The 19885-nt window shown below is 64.1% G+C and carries 19 protein-coding genes, 1 pseudogene and 1 riboswitch; of the genes and pseudogenes, 9 read left to right on the top strand and 11 right to left on the bottom strand.

Annotated elements, in window-relative coordinates:
* Window positions 1-176: 176 nt before the first annotated feature.
* From P9272_RS24235 to rpmB, 4 genes are all read right to left on the bottom strand, one after another.
* A complete protein-coding gene (locus P9272_RS24235; protein WP_278162486.1) occupies window positions 177-1952 on the bottom strand; it encodes a GtrA family protein in 1776 nt (591 codons plus the stop codon).
* A gap of 85 nt (window positions 1953-2037) precedes the next feature.
* Entirely contained in the window at window positions 2038-2712 is a 675-nt protein-coding gene (locus tag P9272_RS24230; protein WP_278162485.1) for a hypothetical protein, read from the bottom strand.
* 85 nt (window positions 2713-2797) lie between these two features.
* Window positions 2798-3484: a queuosine precursor transporter gene (locus P9272_RS24225; RefSeq protein ID WP_278162484.1), complete on the bottom strand. Its 687-nt coding sequence runs from the start codon at window positions 3482-3484 to the stop codon at window positions 2798-2800.
* 110 nt (window positions 3485-3594) lie between these two features.
* Window positions 3595-3891 carry a 50S ribosomal protein L28 gene (rpmB, locus tag P9272_RS24220; protein WP_040989302.1) on the bottom strand — a complete coding sequence of 99 codons (297 nt, stop codon included), beginning with the start codon at window positions 3889-3891 and terminating at the stop codon, window positions 3595-3597.
* Between the two features lie 257 nt (window positions 3892-4148).
* On the opposite strand from rpmB, the gene P9272_RS24215 reads away from it, so the two are divergent.
* Genes P9272_RS24215 through P9272_RS24205 form a run of 3 tightly spaced genes read left to right on the top strand, consistent with a single transcriptional unit; the run spans window position 4149 to window position 6528 of the window.
* Complete coding sequence (locus P9272_RS24215; RefSeq protein WP_278162483.1) at window positions 4149-4940, top strand: DUF3108 domain-containing protein; 792 nt, start codon at window positions 4149-4151, stop codon at window positions 4938-4940.
* A gap of 32 nt (window positions 4941-4972) precedes the next feature.
* The gene (locus tag P9272_RS24210) at window positions 4973-5860 is read left to right on the top strand and encodes an EamA family transporter (RefSeq protein ID WP_278162482.1); all 888 of its coding nucleotides are present in this window, start codon (window positions 4973-4975) and stop codon (window positions 5858-5860) included.
* A complete protein-coding gene (locus tag P9272_RS24205; protein ID WP_278162481.1) occupies window positions 5857-6528 on the top strand; it encodes a lysoplasmalogenase family protein in 672 nt (223 codons plus the stop codon). The genes P9272_RS24210 and P9272_RS24205 overlap by 4 nt, the downstream gene beginning before the upstream one ends.
* Here the strand turns inward: P9272_RS24205 and P9272_RS24200 are convergent.
* Together P9272_RS24200 and gloB are read right to left on the bottom strand one after the other, a co-directional pair.
* On the bottom strand, window positions 6525-6959 hold the full coding sequence (locus P9272_RS24200; protein ID WP_128259834.1) for a cupin domain-containing protein: 435 nt from the start codon (window positions 6957-6959) through the stop codon (window positions 6525-6527). The genes P9272_RS24205 and P9272_RS24200 overlap by 4 nt on opposite strands.
* 65 nt (window positions 6960-7024) lie before the next feature.
* Entirely contained in the window at window positions 7025-7792 is a 768-nt protein-coding gene (gene gloB / locus P9272_RS24195; RefSeq protein ID WP_128259833.1) for a hydroxyacylglutathione hydrolase, read from the bottom strand.
* 118 nt (window positions 7793-7910) lie between these two features.
* Between gloB and P9272_RS24190 the strand changes: the two genes are divergently transcribed.
* The 3 genes from P9272_RS24190 (at window position 7911) to P9272_RS24180 (ending at window position 11471) form a co-directional block, all read left to right on the top strand.
* Window positions 7911-8687, top strand: coding sequence for a methyltransferase domain-containing protein (locus tag P9272_RS24190; RefSeq protein WP_128259864.1), 777 nt, complete (start codon window positions 7911-7913; stop codon window positions 8685-8687).
* 101 nt (window positions 8688-8788) lie between these two features.
* Entirely contained in the window at window positions 8789-10612 is a 1824-nt protein-coding gene (locus P9272_RS24185) for an ABC transporter ATP-binding protein/permease (protein ID WP_278162479.1), read from the top strand.
* A 58-nt stretch (window positions 10613-10670) separates the two neighbouring features.
* The gene (locus P9272_RS24180; protein WP_278162478.1) at window positions 10671-11471 is read left to right on the top strand and encodes a DUF1194 domain-containing protein; all 801 of its coding nucleotides are present in this window, start codon (window positions 10671-10673) and stop codon (window positions 11469-11471) included.
* Window positions 11472-11575: 104 nt separating this feature from the next.
* On the opposite strand, the gene P9272_RS24175 is transcribed toward P9272_RS24180, so the two are convergent.
* On the bottom strand, window positions 11576-12505 hold the full coding sequence (locus P9272_RS24175; protein WP_278162477.1) for a glycosyltransferase family A protein: 930 nt from the start codon (window positions 12503-12505) through the stop codon (window positions 11576-11578).
* A gap of 324 nt (window positions 12506-12829) precedes the next feature.
* Between P9272_RS24175 and P9272_RS24170 the strand changes: the two are divergent.
* Window positions 12830-13150, top strand: a pseudogene (locus P9272_RS24170) (DUF1330 domain-containing protein).
* Window positions 13151-13167: 17 nt separating this feature from the next.
* Here the strand turns inward: P9272_RS24170 and P9272_RS24165 are convergent.
* From P9272_RS24165 to P9272_RS24155, 3 genes are all read right to left on the bottom strand, one after another.
* The gene (locus P9272_RS24165; protein WP_278162476.1) at window positions 13168-14160 is read right to left on the bottom strand and encodes a glycosyltransferase; all 993 of its coding nucleotides are present in this window, start codon (window positions 14158-14160) and stop codon (window positions 13168-13170) included.
* Between the two features lie 224 nt (window positions 14161-14384).
* Entirely contained in the window at window positions 14385-14999 is a 615-nt protein-coding gene (metW, locus tag P9272_RS24160; RefSeq protein ID WP_128259828.1) for a methionine biosynthesis protein MetW, read from the bottom strand.
* Window positions 15000-15090: 91 nt separating this feature from the next.
* Window positions 15091-16260 carry a homoserine O-acetyltransferase gene (locus tag P9272_RS24155; protein WP_278162475.1) on the bottom strand — a complete coding sequence of 390 codons (1170 nt, stop codon included), beginning with the start codon at window positions 16258-16260 and terminating at the stop codon, window positions 15091-15093.
* A 95-nt stretch (window positions 16261-16355) separates the two neighbouring features.
* Window positions 16356-16433: riboswitch (SAM riboswitch) on the bottom strand.
* 147 nt (window positions 16434-16580) lie between these two features.
* Between P9272_RS24155 and hisC the strand changes: the two genes are divergently transcribed.
* Both hisC and P9272_RS24145 read left to right on the top strand, forming a co-directional pair.
* Window positions 16581-17684, top strand: a complete 1104-nt coding sequence (gene hisC / locus P9272_RS24150) for a histidinol-phosphate transaminase (RefSeq protein WP_128259826.1) — start codon at window positions 16581-16583, stop codon at window positions 17682-17684.
* A gap of 5 nt (window positions 17685-17689) precedes the next feature.
* On the top strand, window positions 17690-18625 hold the full coding sequence (locus P9272_RS24145) for a prephenate/arogenate dehydrogenase family protein (protein WP_278162474.1): 936 nt from the start codon (window positions 17690-17692) through the stop codon (window positions 18623-18625).
* Between the two features lie 322 nt (window positions 18626-18947).
* Here P9272_RS24145 and P9272_RS24140 read toward each other — a convergent pair whose 3' ends face one another.
* The gene (locus P9272_RS24140; protein ID WP_278162473.1) at window positions 18948-19883 is read right to left on the bottom strand and encodes a sugar kinase; all 936 of its coding nucleotides are present in this window, start codon (window positions 19881-19883) and stop codon (window positions 18948-18950) included.
* Window positions 19884-19885 lie beyond the last annotated feature (2 nt).

Genomic DNA, 19885 nt, shown 5'->3' with positions numbered 1-19885 from the left:
TTTCTTGAATAGATATATCGCTGACCGCGCGGAATGCTAACCAAAGCGCAGGCTGGATTGCAATGATCCACGGACTGACTTCAATCGCGGTTTCCAAATCACGAGGTGATGTTGCATCGACGCAAAGCAAGGGCAAGGCATCCGGCGACAATGCTGATTTGGCCGCAAGCCGATATTCAACGGACCTTGTAGATCTCGATCGGCTTCCCCGCGGTCGTCTGGTCGAGTTCAAGCCATGCCGGCACGTCGCCCCGCAGCAACGCCGCGGCAAGGCCATCCGGCGCGTCCAGGCCCAGCGATATCTCTTCTGTGTTGCCGCGGCAGATCGCGACCAGTCCGACGCGCTCGCGCGCAATGACGGCGCGGGCAGCGTCCGGGGCACCCATGAAGGCGTCGAGCATGGCGAGGTTGCCGGCCACATTGCGGTGGTAAGGGCCGGCCAGCGCCCGGTGGCCGGTGAACATCAATATCCCCGAGCCGAGATTGGACGAGGCAAGCACCGTCGTCGCGGGCAGGGCGGCCAGATCCTGGAAGTCGGCCGGCTTGCCGCAGGTCACGGCATGGTCGGGATCAGAATTGATCCGCTGCGGCGCCTTCTGGATAACGGATTGCGCCGCCACCGCGACCCCGGCCCAGGTCGCATTGAGCGAGACCAGCCACGCCATGACAATGCCCATGGAGATGCGCCATGAGGGCGCGGTGCTTGCCCTGTAACGGATCTTCGCGATCCAGGCCGAGAGCGGCAGCACGGCGAAGGCAACCGAGAAGGTCGAGCCGCGCACCTGCCAGAGGCTGACGCCGAAGGCGACGACAAGCAGGATGGCGGCGAGCATCTCCTCGCGGCGCAGGCGACGGCTTCGCAGCTGAAAGCCGATCAGCAGCATGGCGATGAAGGGCGTCACATAGCGCGCCGCCATCAGCTTTGGCTGGTGGATGGCGACGCTCCAGAAGGGCTGCGCTTCGACCACGTCGGCCAGCCAATAGGTGCGAATGCGTTCGTCCATGCCCGCATAGGGTGACCCCAGGCATTGCGGGAAGAACACGACCGCCACGGCCGCGACCATCACCGCCAGCGCCAGCATCGAGACAAGCCTGGCCCTCGCCGTCGACGTGGGCAACGCGCCGGCGATCGCGAGGCCGAAGCCGGAAAGTGCCGCAACCGCGAACTGGAAGGATGAGAAGGCGTCACACTGAGCGACGCCCCAGTCGGACGGCCGGATGGTCGCCACGAAGACCATCAAGGCGATGCCGGCAAATCCAAGGCCGAAGCCTCGCGCGGTGGCGCGCTCCTTATCGTCGAGGACGAACAGGACCGCCGCGCAGATGCCGAGCGTCGCCACATAGGGAGCGGTCTCCATACCGACAGTGAGCGTCAAGCCGGCGCAAATGCCTGAAAGCAGGGCGGCAGGCCGCCAGGAGGGCGCTTCCATCAGCAGCCAGAGGCCGGCCGCCGTCAGCAGCAGCTGGACATTGTGATGATCAATCACGCCGGGGCTGTAGATCACCAGGTAGAACAGCGCTGCCGTCGACAGGATGAGCGAGGGCATCGCGACGTCGGCGCCGGCGTAGCGCCGCGAGGCGCGCATGAGCACGAATATGGTCAGTCCATAGAGCGCGGTCGGCCAGATGATCTGCGCGGCGCGTTCGGCGGTGGCGGTGCTGGCGCCCAGCGCATCGAAGGCCATGACAAGCAATGCGAGCGGCGCATCCACGAGCCGGGACCAGTGCATGAGGAAGCCGCCCGCCGTGCCCATCCTGTATTGATGGAGATCGAACCAGCCCTGGCCGGCAAGCAGGTCGCGGACCTCGACCAGCCGCAGCATGCTGTCATTGTCCGCGCCATAATCGCGAAGCGAGGGGAAACCGGAGACAACGTTGATCGTCAGCACCACCAGGGTGGCGCATGCCGCAAGCAGGAGATCATTTTTCCAACCGGTGGCGCGCACGGTCATGGTGGTTGCAATGCCTTGGGAGCCTCCGCGATCCTCCACCATCAGCCGTAACAAAGCGTAAAGCGGCCGTGGCAATCCTGTCGGCTCAGGGCCCTTTGGCTGCAATCCAGATCATGTGGCGCGCGCCGCGCTTGCCGTGGGCGCGCGTGTTGACCTCCTCGACCGCGAAGCCTGCCTGCTTCAGTCGCCGGGTGAAGCCGCTGTCCGGCCCCTGCGACCAGACCGCCAGCACGCCGCCTGGCTTCAATGCGGCACGCGCGGCGGCCAGCCCGGCCGCGTCATAGAGTGAGTCATTGCCCCTGTAGACGATGCCCTCGGGACCATTGTCGACGTCGAGCAGGATGGCGTCCCAAGCGGCTTTCTGCGCCCTTATCAGCTGGCCGACATCGCCCTCGCGAACGGTGACGCGAGGATCGTCGAGGCAGCCGCCGAAGATCGTCGACATCGGGCCGCGCGCCCAGGCGACGACCGCTGGGACAAGCTCCGCGACCGTGACGGCGGCGTCCTCCTCGAGCGCGGCGAGAGCGGCGCGCAAGGTGAAGCCCATGCCGAGCCCGCCGATGAGAATGCCTGGCCGCTTGCGTTCGGCGATTCGCTCGCAGGAAAACCTGGCGAGCGCCTCCTCCGAGCCGCTGAGGCGGCTGTTCATCAGCTCGTTGGCGCCGAGCATGATCGAAAACTCAGTGCCGCGCTGCTTCAGGCGCAGTTCTTGGCCGCCATCGGGCGTGCGGGCTGAATCGAGCTGAACCCAGGGGATCACGGCCTGGTTCCGCTTCTCGGGATCATGCTCTCTCGTTCTGTTTGGAGCATGACCTTCTCCAAAAACCGGTTCCCACTTTTTGGGATCATGCACTGGCCGCCAATGCCGGCTGGCTCCAGCGAGCGGCAAGCAGCCGGTAGGGGATCAGCGCCACCACGGCGATGATCAGCTTGACCGAAAGGTCGCCAAGCGCCCAGGAGACCCAGCGCATCGTCTCGACCGGCAGCACCCCCATCAGCGGCGCTGACTCCAGCGCGAAACCGTCATTGGGGCCGGCAAAGGCGAAGGCGGCGGAAAAGGCGACGCCGAAGAAGACGACCGTGTCGAACACCGAGCCGACCAGCGTGCCGACGATCGGCGCGCGCCACCAGCTCTGCCGGCGCAGCCGGTTGAAGACGGTGACGTCGAGCAATTGTGCGGTGAGGAAGGCGGCGCCGGAAGCGGCCGCGATGCGCACCAGCCGGTCAGCGGCGGTCTCGAACTCGATCAGGCCATGACGGAACAGGAAGGGCGGGACCAGGATCGAGCAGGTCACCGCGGTCATGAAGCCGACGAACACAACCTTGCGCGCTACGGCCGGGCCGTAGCGGCGGTTGGCGAGGTCGGTGACCAGGAAGGAGAAAGGATAGGTGAAGGCGCCCCAGGTCAGCAGGTCCGCCAGCGACAGGCCGCCGACCTGGCCCTGCATCGGGAACTGCACGAGGATATTCGACGCCACGACGACAAGCGCCATGGCGGCCACGAAGGGCAGGTATCGCGTCAGGAAGTTCATTTTTTTATCCTGGGTAATGGAACCAGCCGAACGTCGTGCCGACGCTCGCTCTTATTCGGGCAACGGATATGGCCGGTGCCCGAGGCGGTCGTCCCCGCCCGAACGCTGCTTTAAGCGGCGGACTGCTCGGCAAGCTTCTTGGCAATCTGCTTCTTCAGCAGACGAGCGCGCTGCGACAATTCCTTGACGTCGGCCTTGACCAGGAAGGCGTCGAGGCCGCCGCGATGCTCGACCGAACGCAGCGCGTTGGCCGAAATGCGCAGCCGAACGTTCTGGTTCAGCGCTTCGGAAATCAGCGTCACATTGACCAGGTTCGGCAGGAAGCGACGCTTGGTCTTGTTGTTGGCGTGGCTCACATTGTTGCCGGTCTGGACTGCCTTGGCAGTGAGTTCGCAGGTGCGGGACATTTGTCTAACCTTCAGTTTCTAAACCTGCCAAACCATTCTGCCCGCGCCAGGCGGCGCGCGGTCTCGGTCAGGCGGCCTTTGGAAAAGTTGGCGTTCCATAGTGGCATTTCACCACTGCGTCAAGCTCCGGCACGTCGCCGGCTGTCTGTCGCGCTCCATATAAAGGCCGGATTTCACACTATAAGCCCTTCGCGAAGGGATATGCCAGGCTGGAGCCGTTGCGTTCCGGCCGAACCGCCAGGGATTCGCCAGCCGCCATGCTCCGTCCATCTCACGCATTCGCCGCCCTTCTTGCCCTTGCCGTGCCGGCAACAAGCTTCGCCGCCACGGCCCCGCAATCCTTCAAGGGCGAATATACGGTGTCCTATCTCGGCCTGTCGATCGCCAGGGCGACCTTTTCCAGCCGCTATGTGGGCGATACCTACGCCATCGACGGCACCGTCTCCGCCGCCGGGCTCGGCAGGCTGTTCGACGACACGAAAGGCACAATTTCGTCGAAAGGCATCATTTCCGACAAGCGGATGACGCCGCAGGTGTTCAGGGCCGATTACACGTCCGGCAAGAAGGCCTCGATGGTCGACATCCGCTTCAGCAACGGCGCGGTCTCCTCCACGCAAGTCGTTCCCGCTCCAGGCAAGCGCGATCCGAAGAGCTGGGTGCCGATCGGCGACGGAGACCTGAAATCGGTGCTCGATCCAATGGCCGCGACCGTCATCCACGCCGACAGCCTGGACAAGGTCTGCGGACGCACGGTCAAGTTCTATGATGGCGAGATGCGCGCCGACCTGACCTTGACCTATGCCTCCAAGGGCTCGATCTCGGTGCCCGGCTACAAGGGCGATACGGTGACCTGCAAGATGGGCTTCGAGCCGGTGGCTGGCTATCGCAAGGGGCGCAAGGCGCTGAATTACCTCAAGGACAAGAGCCGCATGCTGGTGACGTTTGCACCGGTCGGTCAATCCGGCGTATATGCCCCGATCCGCGCCACGGTCGGGACCCAGATCGGTCCGCTGACCATCAGCGCCGGCCGGTTCGAAGCGGCAAATTAGGTCAGGCGCCGCCGTGCGCCGGCGGGGGAGATATGGGGCGCGCAACACTGATCGGGTTTTCGGCGGTCGCCATGTGGGCGTTGCTGGCGTTGCTCACCGACGCTTCCGGGCAGGTGCCGCCTTTCCTGCTGTCGGCCATCACCTTCGCCATCGGCACCTGCGTCGGCCTGGCTGCGCGGCTGGTGATGCCGGCGCCCGACCGCAGCGAGAAGATCCCGCCACAGGTCTGGGTAATCGGCATAGCCGGCCTGTTCGGCTACCATTTCTTCTATTTCACGGCGCTGCGCAACGCACCGGCGGTCGAGGCGAGCCTGATCGCCTATCTGTGGCCGTTGCTGATCGTGCTGGGTTCCGCGCTGATGCCGGGCGAGCGGCTGGCCTGGAACCATGTCGTCGGCGCGCTGCTTGGCCTTGCCGGCACTTTCCTGATCGTCACCAAGGGCGGCGGGCTGGCCTTCGATGCGCGTTATGCCTTCGGCTACGCGATGGCCGCCGTCTGCGCGCTGTTGTGGTCGTCCTATTCACTTCTGTCGCGGCGGTTCCCGTCGGTGCCGACCTCGATCGTCACCTGGTTCTGCTTGGCGACGTCTGTGCTGTCGCTGGCCTGTCATTTTCTGCTTGAGAAGACCGTGCTGCCCGACGGCCCCAGACAGTGGCTGGCGGTCATCGGGCTCGGCCTGATGCCCGTCGGCGCAGCCTTCTATGCCTGGGACATCGGCGTCAAGCGCGGCAATATCCAGGTGCTGGGCGCCGCGAGCTATGCGGCGCCGCTGCTCTCGACGCTGGTGCTGATCGCTGCCGGTGTCGCAGAGCCGTCGTTGCGTATCCTCGCTGCCTGCGTGCTCATCACCGGGGGTGCCGCGCTTGCCGCGAAGTCGCTGCTGATGCGCAAGCCGGTGGAAAAAGAGGTCAACGCATGATGCCATTTCCCGGCGGCATCGAGGCCAACGCCAACGCGACGCTTCTGTTCTCGTTCGTCGCGGCCGCGATCTACGCCTTTGCGCTCGACATGCCGCCGAAATGGACGCGCACGGCGGCAAAGACGCTTGCCGTCGCCTTGCTGGCCGTGCTTGCCGCCATGCAGGGCGGTCCGCTGCTGCTTGTCGCGGCGCTGGGCTTGAGCGCTATCGGCGACGCCTTCCTGTCACGCGACGGCGAAAAGGCCTTTCTCGGCGGGTTGACGAGCTTCCTCGCCGGGCACGTCGCCTATGTGGCGCTGTTTGCGCGGTCAGGCGGCGGGCTCCGACTGTTGGGCGCCGAATCCTGGCGAGGCGCGATCGCGCTGGCCATGGCCGCGTTCAGCGTCGTCATGCTTGCCGCGCTCTGGCGCCGCGTCGGTCCGCAACTGCGCATCCCGATCGCCGTCTATGTCGCGGCGATCCTCGCCATGGGCATTTCAGCGCTCACCACGGGCAGCGCTTGGGTCATCGCCGGCGCGGTGCTGTTCATCGCTTCGGACGGGTTGCTGGCGACCGAGCGCTTCCTGCTCGCGGCGATCTCGCCGCAGCGCCTTTGGATGCGCTATGCGGTCTGGATGCTCTATTACGTCGCCCAGCTGGCGATCACGCTGGGTTTTCTGCCGAGTTAGGCATTCTCTGGCTGCCAGTCCGGCTCGGCCAGTTCGAAGGCGGCAAAATCGAAGCCCGGCGCCACGGTGCAGCCGACCAGCGTCCATTCACCTAAGCTGCGCGCCGACTGCCAACAGCCGGCCGGCACGACGATCTGCGGCCGCTCGCCCGCGGCAAGGGCTGCGCCCAGAACCTGCTCGATGACCCCGCTTGCGCCTTCCTCATGCATCGACAGCGCCAGCGGCGCGCCGGCATAGAAGTGCCAGACCTCGGCCGCGTCCTTCACCCGATGCCATGCCGAAAGCTGGCCTTGCTCGAGCAGGAAATAGATCGCGGTCGAATGACCGCGCGGGCCACCCCCGGCGTCGCGAAACGTCTCGGCGTACCAGCCGCCCTCGGGGTGCGGCTCGAGGCCAAGCGTTGCGATGATCTCGGCGGCGCTGGTCGTCATTCGCATTCTTTGCGTTGATGCAAGTGATTACCCCAAAACCGCTGCACAGTTTCGGGCGACATGGCTCAAAAATTATCCTTGCGCTTGCGGATTTCGGCAAACACCTCGGCGTCGCTGGCTTTCTCCATGCCGAGATGCTTGCGGATCGCCGGGTCGTGCCAGCGCAGGAACGGGTTGGTCGACAGTTCCTCGCCGATGGTCGTCGGCAGCGTCGGCTTGTTGTCGGCGCGCAGCGCCTCGATCCTGGCCGCGCGCTGCCTGAGCAGCGGGTTGCCCGGGTCGATCGTCACCGCGAAGCGGGCATTGGCCAAAGTGTATTCGTGCCCGCAATAGATGGCGGTTTGCGCGGGCAGCGCCGCCAGCTTCTTCAGCGATTCATACATCACCGGCGGCTTGCATTCGAACAGGCGGCCGCAACCCAACGCGAACAAGGTGTCGGCGGTGAAGGCCACTTTCGAGGCCGGCAGGTGGTAGGAAACATGGCCGGCGGTATGGCCGGGCGTCTCGATGACCTCGATCCGTTCCTCGCCAAGCCGCACGACCGAGCCTTGGCCGACCGTCTCGTCGATACCGGGAATCTTAGCCTTCTCGGCTTCCGGGCCGATGATGCGCAGCTTGAAGCGCTCCTTGAGCGCCAGATTGGCCTCGACGTGATCGGCATGATGGTGCGTGGTGAGGATCAATGTCGGCGTCCAGCCGGTGCGCTTGATCGCCGCCAGGATCGGCGCTTCTTCCGGCGCGTCGATGATCGCCGTCTCTCCGCTTTTGGGATCGTGAACCAGCACGCCGAAATTGTCGGTGCGGCACGTGAACTGCTCGATCTCGACGGCCATGGCATCTTTCTCCATTTATCGCCGCAGACATAGGGCGACCGGCTGCCGATGTCATCCGCGTTCATCGAACTTGGCGCCTTTGTTGAACTTGGCATTTATCGCGGCTACCGTCCCGCGCATGCATTCGGACATCGTCGACCTGCGCTCCTTCTATTCGTCCATGCTCGGCCGCCTGGCCGAGCATTCGATCACCATGGCGCTGTCGTCCATATGGACAACCGTGCCCAACGAGCGACTGGTCGGGCTTGGCTACACGCTGCCGTGGCTGGAACGCTTCGGCACCGATGCAGAGCGTGTCTTCGCTTTCATGCCGGCGACGCAGGGCGCGGTGGTGTGGCCGGCGACCGGGCCGGCGGCGACTGCACTGGTGTTCGATGAGGAACTGCCGCTGGTCGATTCCTGCATCGATCGCGTGCTGCTCGTGCATTCGCTCGAACATGCCGAAAACCCGCGCGAGACGCTGAACGAGATCTGGCGCGTGCTGTCGCCTGCGGGCAGGGTCGTCATCGTCGTGCCCAACCGGCGCGGCGTCTGGGCCCGCTTCGAGCACACGCCCTTCGGCAACGGCCGGCCGTTCTCGCGCGGCCAGCTGACCGAGTTGCTGCGCGAGGCGAACTTCACCCCGGCGACGTGGAGCGATGCGTTGTTCTTCCCGCCGTCGCCACGGCGTTTCGTCATGCGGTTCCACAATGTGCTGGAGCGGGCCGGCCGCCGGTTCTGGCCGATCTTTTCGGGTGTCATCATCGTCGAGGCGCAGAAACGGCTCTACCAGGGCGTGCCGGTCGCGCAGCGCGCCTCGCGCCGCGTCTTCGTGCCGGTCTTCTCGCCCCAGGGCGCGACGCGGCTTGGACGCAAGTCGACCGTCGCTGCCGCCCGACGGGTGACGCGTTCGTGATCAGAACCGCGCCTTGTCCTTTACCCCCACCGCCACCCTATCTGAGGGAAAGCTTCGCGGCGCGGCTTCGCTAGTCGCGTCCGAAATCAGGGATTTCCTTTATGGCTGACCAAATGGACTACGAGCCAGGCGCCGAGCAGGCTACGTTCTCGATCGAGACCAGCAGCCTTTCCGACCAGCTGACCACGATACGCCTGGCGCTGAAGACCTCGCCCGTGCGCTGGCCGCTTGCCTGGGTCTGCGTCGGCATCGTCGCCGTCATCATAGCGACCTCGATCGGGCAGGTTCTGCTCAACCGATGGAACCAGCCTTTCTACGATGCGCTGGCGCGGCGTGATCTGGCGGGCTTCCTGCACCAACTGATGATCTTTGCGGAAATCGCCGGCAGCCTGCTGGTGCTCAATATCGGCCAGACCTGGCTCAACCAGATGATCCGGCTGAGGCTGCGCGAGGCGCTGACGCTCGACCTCATCGATGAATGGATGCGGCCGGCCCGGGCCTTCCGGCTCACCCATGCCGGCGCCATCGGTGTCAATCCCGATCAGCGCATGCAGCAGGATGCCGCCCATCTGTCGGATTTGTCGACCGACCTTGGCGTCGGCCTGCTGCAGTCCTTCATTCTGCTGGCGTCCTTTATCGGCGTGCTCTGGCAGCTCTCTTCCGGCTTCGTCTTCCACATCGGCGGCCATTCGATCGCCATACCGGGCTACATGGTCTGGGCCGCGATCCTCTATGCCGGCATCGCGTCCTGGCTGAGCTGGTTGGTGGGCCGGCCGCTGATACGCTTCAACAGCGACCGTTACACCCGCGAGGCGGAGCTGCGCTCCTCGATGGTCCGGGTCAACGAGAATGTCGATGCGATCGCGCTTGCCCATGGCGAGGCCGATGCCAGGCGCCAGCTTGAGCTCGACCTCGGCACCGTGCTTGGCGCCATGCGGCGTATCTACAGCGCCCAGATCAACCTTTCCTGGGTCACCGAAGGCTATGGCTGGATCACCGTGGTGGCCCCGATCCTGGTGGCGGCGCCGGTCTATTTTGCGGGCGACATCAGCTTCGGCGGGCTGATGATGGCGGTGGGCGCCTTCAACCAGGTGAATTCCTCACTGCGCTGGTTCATCAACAATATCGGCGCTATCGCCGACTGGCGGGCAACGCTGATGCGCGTCGCCGACTTCCGCATCGCGCTTGGTGAAACGGACATCCTGCACGACAAGGAAAAGCGGATCGAGTTTGGCGAGAATCCGGACGGCAAGCTGACATTCGACAAGCTTGAAGTCGCCTCGCCCGACGGCTGCACCAGGCTTGCCGAGACGAGTGTCGAAGTCCATCCGGGCGAGCATGTCATGATCACCGGCGATCCGCGCGCCGGCAAGACGCTGTTCTTCCGCGCCCTTGCCGGCCTGTGGCCCTGGGGAGGGGGCCGCATCGGCATGCCCGACGGGGAGAAGCCATTCTTCGTACCGCGCACGCCTTATTTCCCGCTCGGTTCGCTGCGCGATGTGCTGAACCACGCCGAGGGCGCCAAGATCGACGACTCCGAGATCAAGGCCGTGCTCGGCGAGGTTGGCTTGGAGCGCCTGTCATCCCAGCTCGATCGCTCGGCTCGCTGGGAGCGTGAGCTGGCGGACGACGAACAGCGCCTGCTGGCTTTTGCACGGCTGGCGCTGCGCAAGCCGAAATGGGTTATCATCGACGAGGCGCTGGATACGTTGGACGGCGCGACGCTGCGGCGCGTACTGGCGATGTTGCAGGCCAGGTTACCGGATGCCGCAATCCTCAATATCGGGCGCGGCCTGCACAACACCCAGTTCTTTCCGAGGGCGTTCACCATCGTCAAGGACAGCGGCGGCTCGGCGCTCAAGCCGGCGCGCGTCCGCGCCGGGGCAATCGAACCGCCGCCCCAGGCGGCGCGCCGCAAGAAATAGCTATATTTTGCCGCGATCGCCGGGAAGAATCGCCGGCGTCGACAGAACGCCTGCAGCCATGCTTGAGATGCTCAGCCTGCTTGCCTGTTTCGCCTGCGCCGAGGCGGCTTCGTTGCGCGCGCCTGACGGCGGCACGCCGGTCGACGTGGAGCTGGTGCTTGCCGTCGACATCTCCCAGTCGATGGATGAGGAGGAGTTCGCGCTGCAGCGCGCCGGTTATGTCGAGGCGCTGCGCCATCGCGATTTCATCAACGCGGTGCGTTCGGGGACGAACGGCCGCATCGCAATTGCCTATTTTGAATGGGCAGGAGTGGTGCGCGACGACGGCGTCATTGCCTGGCAGGTCATTGACGGCGAGGACAGCGCCAACGCTTTCGCCGACAAGATTGCCTCCCGGCCGTTCCGGAGCTTTCGCAGCACCTCGATCTCTGGCGCGCTGGGCTTCGGCACCGGGCTTCTGGAGAAAAACGCCTTTTCGGCGCCGCGCCGGGTCATCGACATATCGGGCGACGGCCCCAACAATGCCGGACTGCCGGTCGCCGCGACCCGCGACGCCGCTTTGGCCAAAGGCATCGTCATAAACGGCCTGCCGATTCTGATCAGCCCATCGCCGAGCGTCGGCCATCTGGACAGCTACTATGCCGACTGCGTGACCGGCGGCCCAGGATCCTTCGTGCTACCGATCCATGCGGCATCGGAGTTCTCGACAGCCATCCGTCGTAAATTCATCCAGGAGGTGAGCGGTCTCACCGACGCCAGGCCCATGCACGTCGACGCTACGGCACCCGTCGATTGCCTGTCGGGGGAGCGCTTGCGGCAGCGCTTCTCCGATCCCTATTTCCCCCAACTCGACAGATAGAGGACACGAGAGCAATTCCAGGAAAAGTGTGAAGCGGTTTTCCGTTCGGAATTGCGTAAAACGAGATAGGGCATTTCTCCGTTTCCGTGAAACGGTGCAACGCACTAAACCGCCCGGGCACCGTATTTGGCGCGGAACTCGTCGTAACAGTCGCGCCGCCAACGGCGGCCGACGACATAGCCGCGTACGAGTTCGGCCGGCGAGTAGCCCAGCGACTTGGACGACCGGTTGGCATGGTAGCCTGAAAACGCCTGGGGCAACCTGCCCTTGAGGAGATCGGCGATGATCTGCCGCGCAATCATATAAGGCGGAACGTCGGGATAGCGGTCGGCGATATAGGGATGCTTGTCGATCAGATTGGCATAGGCCTCGACATAGCCGTCGCGGCGGCCGGAGATCGAATTCTCCGAATTGTACTTCTTCCAGTCGATGTCCTCGGACAGCAAGGCGCCGCTACGCTGGGAAAAGCGCAACAGCAATTCGCGGTCTTGCATGCGCGCGATGTCGCTGTCGTAGCCGCCGATCGCAAGCAGCGATTCGCGCCTCGCTGTGATCGCCGAGCCGGCGATGAAAATGGTCTGCGAGACCAGGGCTCGCTGCAGCGTGCTTTTGTCGAGAAAAGCGCCACGATTGATGCATTTGGTGCTGCGGTTCCCCTTCAGCGACAGGAACGAACTGATCAGCACCTCGAGCGAGGAGTTCTCGTCAAAGTGCGCCAGCGTCCGCTCCAGCCGGTCCGGCAGATAAACATCGTCCGAATCGAGGAAAGTCACCACAGGCGCCCGGGCGCGCTCTATTCCCGCATTGCGCGCTGCATTGGCGCCGCGCCATTTGGCGCCGACATAGATGAGCCTGCGGTCGCGGATTTCCGCAAGAGCGGCGGCCGTTCCGTCCGTCGAGCCATCGTCGACCACAATGTGCTCGAAGCGGGTCAGCGTCTGCGCCAGAACGCTTTCCGCCGCGCGCACGACCTGGCTGCGCCGATTGTGCGTCGGCGTTATCACCGAGATCAGCGGAGCGTCCTGGCCCGACATCGGGCTGCCACCATCGGTCGGATCTGGGCGTTTGTCGGATGGTCTGACGGCTATCTTCCTGTCCCACCTTTGATTTGCGGCCAACGCTACAAAAAAGCCACCTTTGTGTCACGCGAGGCCGGCCGAGTAATGCCGAAACCGGGGCCTTTTCCGCACTCATTGCGGTTTGATGGCAACTAAATCGACTTATCGGATCCGACAGCAGGGTCCAAGAGGACGGCTTTGTTCCGATGACGTCCGAGGTAATCGACTGGACTACCTGGATTTTTGCATGGTGATCCCACGAAGCCGCCGTTCGGCTTCAACCGATGAAGGAACAGGATCATGACCGCTTACGCCGTTGCCCATATGTGCCAACTCACGCCGGGCCCCTGGATCGTCGAGTATCTAGAGAAGATAGACGCCACTCTGGCGCCGTTTGGCGGGCGTTTCGTCGTCCATGGCGGCGATGTCGAGGTCGTCGAAAACAGCTGACCCGGGCACCTGATCGTCGTCCAATTCCCGGACAGGCACCATGTGCGGGACTGGTACAATTCGCCGGCCTATCGAGCGATTCTTGCGCTGCGCACAGGGAATTCGAACTCCGATGTGATCTTCGTTGACGGCGTCGAGCATCCGCACAAGGCCACGGACGTGCTTGGCTAAGCAGGCAGGGTCGATGTCTAGGTATGCCCGACGTAGTCCGGTATCATTTCGGGCCGGTCGCGAACGAGGCCGGTCGCGAGGCCGAAATGGCCGAAAAACGCCAGCGTGTAGAAAGCCAGGCCGACCATCGTTGCAAACGGGATCTGCCACAGCGGCATGCCGGTTTCGAACGCGAGGCTCGTCACACGTCGGATAGTGCGCCACGACATTGTTCCCCAGCGTGTGAATGATTTGACCACACGCCAGGCCCGTTTGGGGGAATGGAGCTCGGTATATTTGCGGTCGGCATCCCTGCCGGTCACCAGCGCGCGCCAACAAAAGAAACGCCATCCCCGTGGCGGGTAATGATAGACTCGCGCGCCAGCATGGACGATTTCGTGGCCCTCGCGCCGTAGCTGATGCATCAGCAAGGTGCAGGAAACCTTGAAGCCGTTGTTTGGCGGGAAGGGATGGCTGGCAATCCAGTCGCCCCGGAAGGCGACGTTGTTGGCGTTGATCGCCCGTTTCGCGGCGAATTTCTCATCTCCCCGAGCCATAGGGAAGAACCAGATCAAGGCGAAGGTTCGCGTGAAGAAGTCATCGTAGAAAAGATAGGTATAGCCATTGACGCAAACGGTCGCGGGGTTCCGAAATGGGTCGAGCAAAATCGAGAGCCAGCGCGGTTCCGGAACCGTATCGGAGTCCATGAAGATCACGACATCTGCGTCGGTCGCCCGGATGCCGTTGTTCTTAAGCTCATAGTAGCGGCCGCCGGGACAGGCCGCCAAGCGGAGCTCGGCCACCTCTTCCAGCCGGGGTGCTTGGCTGTTGATATGACTTTGCAGTGACTGCGCGTCTGCGTCGTATCCGGCGTGCGAAATAATCACTTTCGGCCTTGCGAAGCCGGACGCCGAAACGGAAGCAATTTCATTCGCCAAGGCGGTGAGCCCCACGCGGATCTCATCCCACTCGATCGTCGTGGCGTTCTCCATCTCGATGACGATCGAATAAGTTGGAAGAGTGCCGGTCATTGCTGTCTTTACAAGGCTGCCTGAGTTCAGGTCAGTATAGCTGCCACTGCTCGCTGTCAAATGACAGAGGCGGCAATATTTTGTCGCCTTCATCAATGTTCAGGGGCTAGTGAGTTTCATCGTTTCACGGAAACAATGGAACTCCCTATCTTCATTTTTGCGCAATTCCTCACAGAAAACTGCCCACACCTTGCTCGAATTGCTCTAGTGAGCCTCGACCGCCGCTAGCGCCTGAGCAGAAACACTGCCTGCTGGCCGAAGAAGTTCCAGAACCACCAAGGCATCGACAAGCCGATCTTCTGGCCGTTGGCGTCGAGCGCGGTTGCCTTCTCGACGGTCGCGCCAAGCTCCTCGCACAGGTTGACGAAGTCGCGGATGGTGCAAAAGTGGATATTAGGCGTGTCGTACCAGGAGTAGGGCAGGTCCTTGGTCACCGGCATCCTGCCCTTGATCAGCAGCGAAAAGCGCACGCGCCAGTGACCGAAATTGGGGAAGGAGACGATGGCGCGATTGCCGATCCGAAGCAGCTCGTCCAGCACCACTTTCGGATTGCGCGTCGCCTGCAGCGTCTGCGACAGCACGACGAAGTCGAAGCCCTTGTCGGGGTAGAATGCGAGATCCTTATCGGCATCGCCCTGGATGACGGAAAGGCCGCGCGCCACGCATTCATTGACGCCGCGCTGCGACAGTTCCATCCCGCGGCCGTCGACCTGCTTGGTCTCCTGCAACAGTTCCAGAAGCACGCCGTCGCCCGAGCCGACATCGAGGACGCGCGAATTGGCCGGGATGAGGTTGGTGACGACGTCGAGGTCGACGCGCTGGGCGCGGTTGACGCTCATGGGGACACCTCCGGACTTTGTTTTGATGCATGCCGTTGTCCCGAATCCACAGCGCAGCTCCGGACGAAATGCCCTAGCGATCGCCGGCCGCTCATGCGCCGAGCCCCCTGGCGCGGGCGGCCGAGGCGATGAAGCCGTTGATGGCCGCGAACAGCTCCGGCTCGTCGAGCAGGAAGGCGTCGTGGCCGCGGTCGGTCTCGATCTCGACGAAGGAGACGGAAGCGCCCGCCGCGTTCAAGGCATGCACGATCGATCGGCTCTCCTCGGTCGGGAACAGCCAGTCGCTGGTGAAGGAGACGAGGCAGAAACGCGTCCTGGTGCCGGCGAAGGCGTCCGCGAGGCGTCCGCCATGATCGGCGGCAAGGTCGAAATAATCCATCGCGCGGGTGAGATAGAGATAGGAATTGGCGTCGAAGCGGTCGACGAAGGTCATGCCCTGGTGGCGCAGATAGCTCTCGATCTGGAAATCGGCGTCGAAGCCGAAGGTGAGCGCCTCCCGGTCCTGCAGGTTGCGGCCGAACTTGCGGTGGAGCGCCGCTTCCGAAAGATAGGTGATGTGGGCGGCCATGCGCGCGACGGCGAGCCCCTTTTCCGGGCGCTTGCCGAACTCGAGATATTTGCCGCCATGCCAGTCCGGATCGGCCATGACCGCCTGCCGGCCGACCTCGTGAAAGGCGATGTTCTGCGAGGAATGGCGAGCGCCGGTGGCGATCGGCAAGGCGCAGAACACGCGCTCCGGATAGCTTGCGGCCCATTCCAGCACCTGCATGCCGCCCATCGAGCCCCCGAGCACGCAAAAGAGCTTTTCGATGCCGAAATGGTCGATCAGCATCGCCTGCGCGCGAACCATGTCGCGGATGGTGATGATCGGCAGGTCGAGCCCGTAAGGCTTGCCCGTCGCGGCATTGGTGGACGCCGGGCCGGTTGAGCCGAGACAGCCTCCGATCACGTTGGAGCAGATGACGAAGAAGCGGTTGGTGTCGATGATCTTGCCGGGGCCGATCAGCACCTCCCACCAGCCCGGCTTGCCGGTCACCGGATTGGCGTTGGCAACGTGCTGGTCGCCGGTCAGCGCATGGCAGACGAGGATGGCGTTGGAGCGCGCGTCGTTCAAGCTGCCGTAGGTCTGGTAGGCGATCTGGAATGGCGAAAGCAAAGCGCCGGCGTCGAGCTTCAGCGGCTTGTCGGCGCCGAACTGCAGCACCGGGCTCGACGGATGGTCGGCCTCGTCGTTGGTTCTTGCAGCACGCTGAGCGGCCATGTCCGTCCTCATCCTGTCCCGCGTCGGTTTGTCACGAGGCGATGTCCGGCCGGCGGCGGACAATAAAAAACCGGCTTGCCGTCGCAAAAGCCGGTTACAGGTTGCAAACGGCCCTTTAGCGAGTTGTTTAACGTGGCTGCAAGCCGACCGGCCAAATCACCACGGAAGTCTGGCTGACCTTCTAGGACCAGAGCCGCTGTTCGTCAACGGGTAGCCTCCTTGCGGGCGATACGCATGCGCCAGGCGCCGGCACTCGACATTCCAGCTCGTGGCCTGTATTTCCGCTGCGGCCTTCAAAGCCTTCTCGACGGATTTGTGACATGAAGCAGGATCAGCCCCGTCCGACGCCCCGCGTGGGCATCATGGACATCGAGGCCTATGTGCCGGGAAAAAGCACCGCGCCCGCCGGCGTGACGAAAGTCTACAAGCTGTCGTCGAACGAAAACCCGCTCGGACCCTCGCCGAAGGCGATCGAGGCGGCGCGCGAGGTGGCGGCGAAGCTCGACGTCTATCCCGATGGCACGGCGCGGCGGCTGCGCGAGGCGATCGCCGAGGTGCATGGGCTGAACGCGGCGAACATCATCTGCTCCAACGGCTCGGACGAGATCCTGGGGCTTCTGGCGCAGACCTATCTGGCACCGGGCGACGAGGCCGTGTTCACCGAACATGCCTTCATGGTCTACAAGATCTACATCCAGGCGGCGGGCGCCAAGCCTGTCGCGGTCAAGGAAACCGACGAGCGCGCCGATGTCGACGCGATACTGGCGGCTGTGACGCCCAAAACGCGTATCGTGTTCCTCGCCAATCCGAACAATCCGACCGGCACCTATGTGCCGTTCCAAGAGGTGCGCCGGCTCCACGCGGCATTGCCGAAGAACGTGCTTCTGGTGCTTGATGCGGCCTATGCCGAATATGTGCGGCGCAACGACTATGAAGCCGGCATCGAGCTTGCCGGCAGCGCCGAGAACGTGGTGATGACCCGCACCTTCTCCAAGCTCGGCCTCGGCGGCGCGCGCATCGGCTGGATGTACGGGCCGGCGCATATCGTCGATGCCATCAACCGGATACGTGGTCCCTTCAACGTAAATGCCACCGCGATCGAGGCCGGCATCGCCGCGATCCGCGACCGCGCGCATATCGAGCGCAGCGTGGCGCATAACGAGAAATGGCTGGCATGGCTCAGCGCCGAACTCACCGGGCTCGGCCTGCGCGTCACGCCCAGCGTCGGCAATTTCGTCCTGATCCATTTTCCCGACGACAAGAAACATTCTGCGGCGGCCGCGGACGATTATCTCAGCGCGCGCGGCTATATACTGCGCCGCGTCACCGGTTACGGCTTCCCCAACGCGCTGCGCATGAGCGTCGGCACCGAGGAAGCCAATCGCGGCGTCATTGACGCGCTGAAGACCTTCCTGAAAAGCTAGACACCATGGCGTCACCGATGTTCGAGAAAATTGCGCTGGTCGGCATCGGCCTGATCGGCTCGTCGCTCGCCCGGGTCATTCGCCGCGAGGGGCTCGCCAAGCACATCGCCATCGCGACGCGCAGCGCCTCGACGCTGAAGCGGGCAGAGGAGTTGGGCCTCGGCGATTCCTACACGACGGAAGCCAGGCAAGCGGCGCGCGATGCCGATCTCGTCATCGTCTCGGTGCCGGTCGGCTCGTCCGGCGAGGTCGCGGCCGAGATCGCGCCGGCGTTGAAGAAAGGCGCCATCCTCACCGATGTCGGCTCGACCAAGGCCTCGGTGATCGCGCAAATGCAGCCGCATGTGCCGGAAGGCGTGCATTTCATCCCCGGTCATCCGCTGGCCGGCACGGAAAAGTCCGGGCCCGACGCGGGCTTTGCCGATCTCTTCGAGAACCGCTGGTGCATTTTCACGCCGCTGCCCGGCACCGATCCCGCCGCGCTTGAGACGCTCTCGGAATTCTGGCGGCGCTGCGGCTCCAACATCGACACGATGGACCCGCAGCATCACGACATGACCTTGGCGATCGTGTCTCATCTGCCGCATATCATCGCCTACAACATCGTCGGCACGGCGGACGACTTGGAAGCGGTGACCAAGAGCGAGGTCATCAAATATTCCGCGTCCGGGTTCCGCGATTTCACCCGCCTTGCCGCCTCCGATCCGACCATGTGGCGGGACGTTTGCCTGCACAACAAGGACGCGATCCTGGAGATGCTGGCGCGATTCTCGGAGGACCTTGCCTCGCTGCAGCGGGCGATCCGCTGGGGTGACGGCGAGAAGCTGTTCGATCTCTTCACCCGCACGCGCGCCATCCGCCGCTCGATCATCGAGGCCGGGCAGGATATCGACGTGCCGGATTTTGGAAGGCAGGCCGTAGAGCACCCGGCTAAGCCGTAGGCTTTCCCTCGTTTTCTGGCGTGGATTGACCTGTCGGCTCGGTCAACCTTGGCAGGTGCCTGCGCTGGAGATTGGCCGAGGCACCCATCGCGATCGTCATCCTCGGGCGGAGCAAGGAGCGAAGCGACGCGCGCAGACCCGAGGATCGTTCCGTGACTTTCGGGCGCTGCCGCGGTGCAGAATTCTGCTCTGCTACATTCGGTGGCTCAGATCACGGAATGGATTCCAGGGTCTCCGCGACGCCGCTTCGCGGCTGCTCCGCCCTGGAATGACAAGGTTGAGAGGCTTCGGCCAATCCCCAGCGTTTGTGCCGATGTGCGCGCTAGCCTTGTTCCGATCGTGGCCATTGCGCCGCCATCATGGCCAGCGTCTCGGCCCTGTCCGGTGCGCCGAGGCGGCCGCCGAAGCGCAGGCATTTGAGGGCGGCGGCGGCACTGGCAAAGCGCAGGGCCTCTTCCACCGACATGGCCTCGGCGAGGCCGACGGCAAAGCCGCCGTGGAAGACGTCGCCGGCTGCGAGCGTATCCACCGCCTTGACCCTCGGTGCCTCGACATGGCGCACGCGCCGGCTTGCCCGGTCGTGCCACCAGGTTCCGGCCGCGCCGCCGGTCACCGCCACGAAGGCATCGGTGCGCGAGGCAAGGTCAGCGCAGGCGCTTTCGGGATCGAGCGCGTGGCGGCAGACGATGCGCGCCGCCGGCTCGGACGCGACGATGTGCGAGGCCAACGGCAAGAGCCTCTCCAGCACCTCGACGGGTGCTGTGTCGGCATCAAGGATCGCCGGGCGGCCGATCGATCTGGCAGCGCTCAAGGCGAGCGCCGCTGCGCCCGGCCAACGGACATCCACCAGCACGGCGTCGAAGCCTGAGAGGTCGGCGAGCGGCAGCGTTTCAGGATCGGCTTGCGCCTTCTTGTCATAGAAGGGGACGATGATGCGCTCGCCATGCGCATCCACCACGATCGCCGCCAGCGCCGATCGCGCGCCGACGACGCGGCGGATCAGGCTGCAGTCGACTCCTTCGGCCTCGATGTCGGCGATCAGCTGGTCGCCGACCGGATCGTCGCCCGCGCTTGCCCAAAGCGAGACCTTGGCGCCGAGGCGATGCGCGGCGCAGGCGGCGCTCGTCGCCATGCCGGAGGCGATCTGAACGCCATCGCTGGCGATGAACTTGCCCTGATGCGTGGGCAGCGTCTCGACGCGAAGGATCGTGTCGAGGGTGAAGGCGCCGACGCTGAGCAGTCTGACCGGCTTCGCCATCG

The organism is Mesorhizobium sp. WSM4976, assembly GCF_029625685.1.
Classification (GTDB): domain Bacteria; phylum Pseudomonadota; class Alphaproteobacteria; order Rhizobiales; family Rhizobiaceae; genus Mesorhizobium.
The sequence above is the reverse complement of the archived record's forward strand: the minus strand, read 5'-3'. Positions and strand labels throughout refer to the sequence as shown.

Bases quoted from the DNA above. Each gene is read 5' to 3' on its own strand.
- P9272_RS24235 (WP_278162486.1), bottom strand. From the start codon at position 1,952: ATGACCGTGCGCGCCACCGGTTGGAAAAATGATCTCCTGCTTGCGGCA.
- P9272_RS24225 (WP_278162484.1), bottom strand. From the start codon at position 3,484: ATGAACTTCCTGACGCGATACCTGCCCTTCGTGGCCGCCATGGCGCTT.
- rpmB (WP_040989302.1), bottom strand. From the start codon at position 3,891: ATGTCCCGCACCTGCGAACTCACTGCCAAGGCAGTCCAGACCGGCAAC.
- P9272_RS24215 (WP_278162483.1), top strand. From the start codon at position 4,149: ATGCTCCGTCCATCTCACGCATTCGCCGCCCTTCTTGCCCTTGCCGTG.
- P9272_RS24210 (WP_278162482.1), top strand. From the start codon at position 4,973: ATGGGGCGCGCAACACTGATCGGGTTTTCGGCGGTCGCCATGTGGGCG.
- P9272_RS24205 (WP_278162481.1), top strand. From the start codon at position 5,857: ATGATGCCATTTCCCGGCGGCATCGAGGCCAACGCCAACGCGACGCTT.
- P9272_RS24200 (WP_128259834.1), bottom strand. From the start codon at position 6,959: ATGACGACCAGCGCCGCCGAGATCATCGCAACGCTTGGCCTCGAGCCG.
- gloB (WP_128259833.1), bottom strand. From the start codon at position 7,792: ATGGCCGTCGAGATCGAGCAGTTCACGTGCCGCACCGACAATTTCGGC.
- P9272_RS24190 (WP_128259864.1), top strand. From the start codon at position 7,911: ATGCATTCGGACATCGTCGACCTGCGCTCCTTCTATTCGTCCATGCTC.
- P9272_RS24185 (WP_278162479.1), top strand. From the start codon at position 8,789: ATGGCTGACCAAATGGACTACGAGCCAGGCGCCGAGCAGGCTACGTTC.
- P9272_RS24180 (WP_278162478.1), top strand. From the start codon at position 10,671: ATGCTTGAGATGCTCAGCCTGCTTGCCTGTTTCGCCTGCGCCGAGGCG.
- P9272_RS24175 (WP_278162477.1), bottom strand. From the start codon at position 12,505: ATGTCGGGCCAGGACGCTCCGCTGATCTCGGTGATAACGCCGACGCAC.
- P9272_RS24165 (WP_278162476.1), bottom strand. From the start codon at position 14,160: ATGACCGGCACTCTTCCAACTTATTCGATCGTCATCGAGATGGAGAAC.
- metW (WP_128259828.1), bottom strand. From the start codon at position 14,999: ATGAGCGTCAACCGCGCCCAGCGCGTCGACCTCGACGTCGTCACCAAC.
- P9272_RS24155 (WP_278162475.1), bottom strand. From the start codon at position 16,260: ATGGCCGCTCAGCGTGCTGCAAGAACCAACGACGAGGCCGACCATCCG.
- hisC (WP_128259826.1), top strand. From the start codon at position 16,581: ATGAAGCAGGATCAGCCCCGTCCGACGCCCCGCGTGGGCATCATGGAC.
- P9272_RS24145 (WP_278162474.1), top strand. From the start codon at position 17,690: ATGGCGTCACCGATGTTCGAGAAAATTGCGCTGGTCGGCATCGGCCTG.
- P9272_RS24140 (WP_278162473.1), bottom strand. From the start codon at position 19,883: ATGGCGAAGCCGGTCAGACTGCTCAGCGTCGGCGCCTTCACCCTCGAC.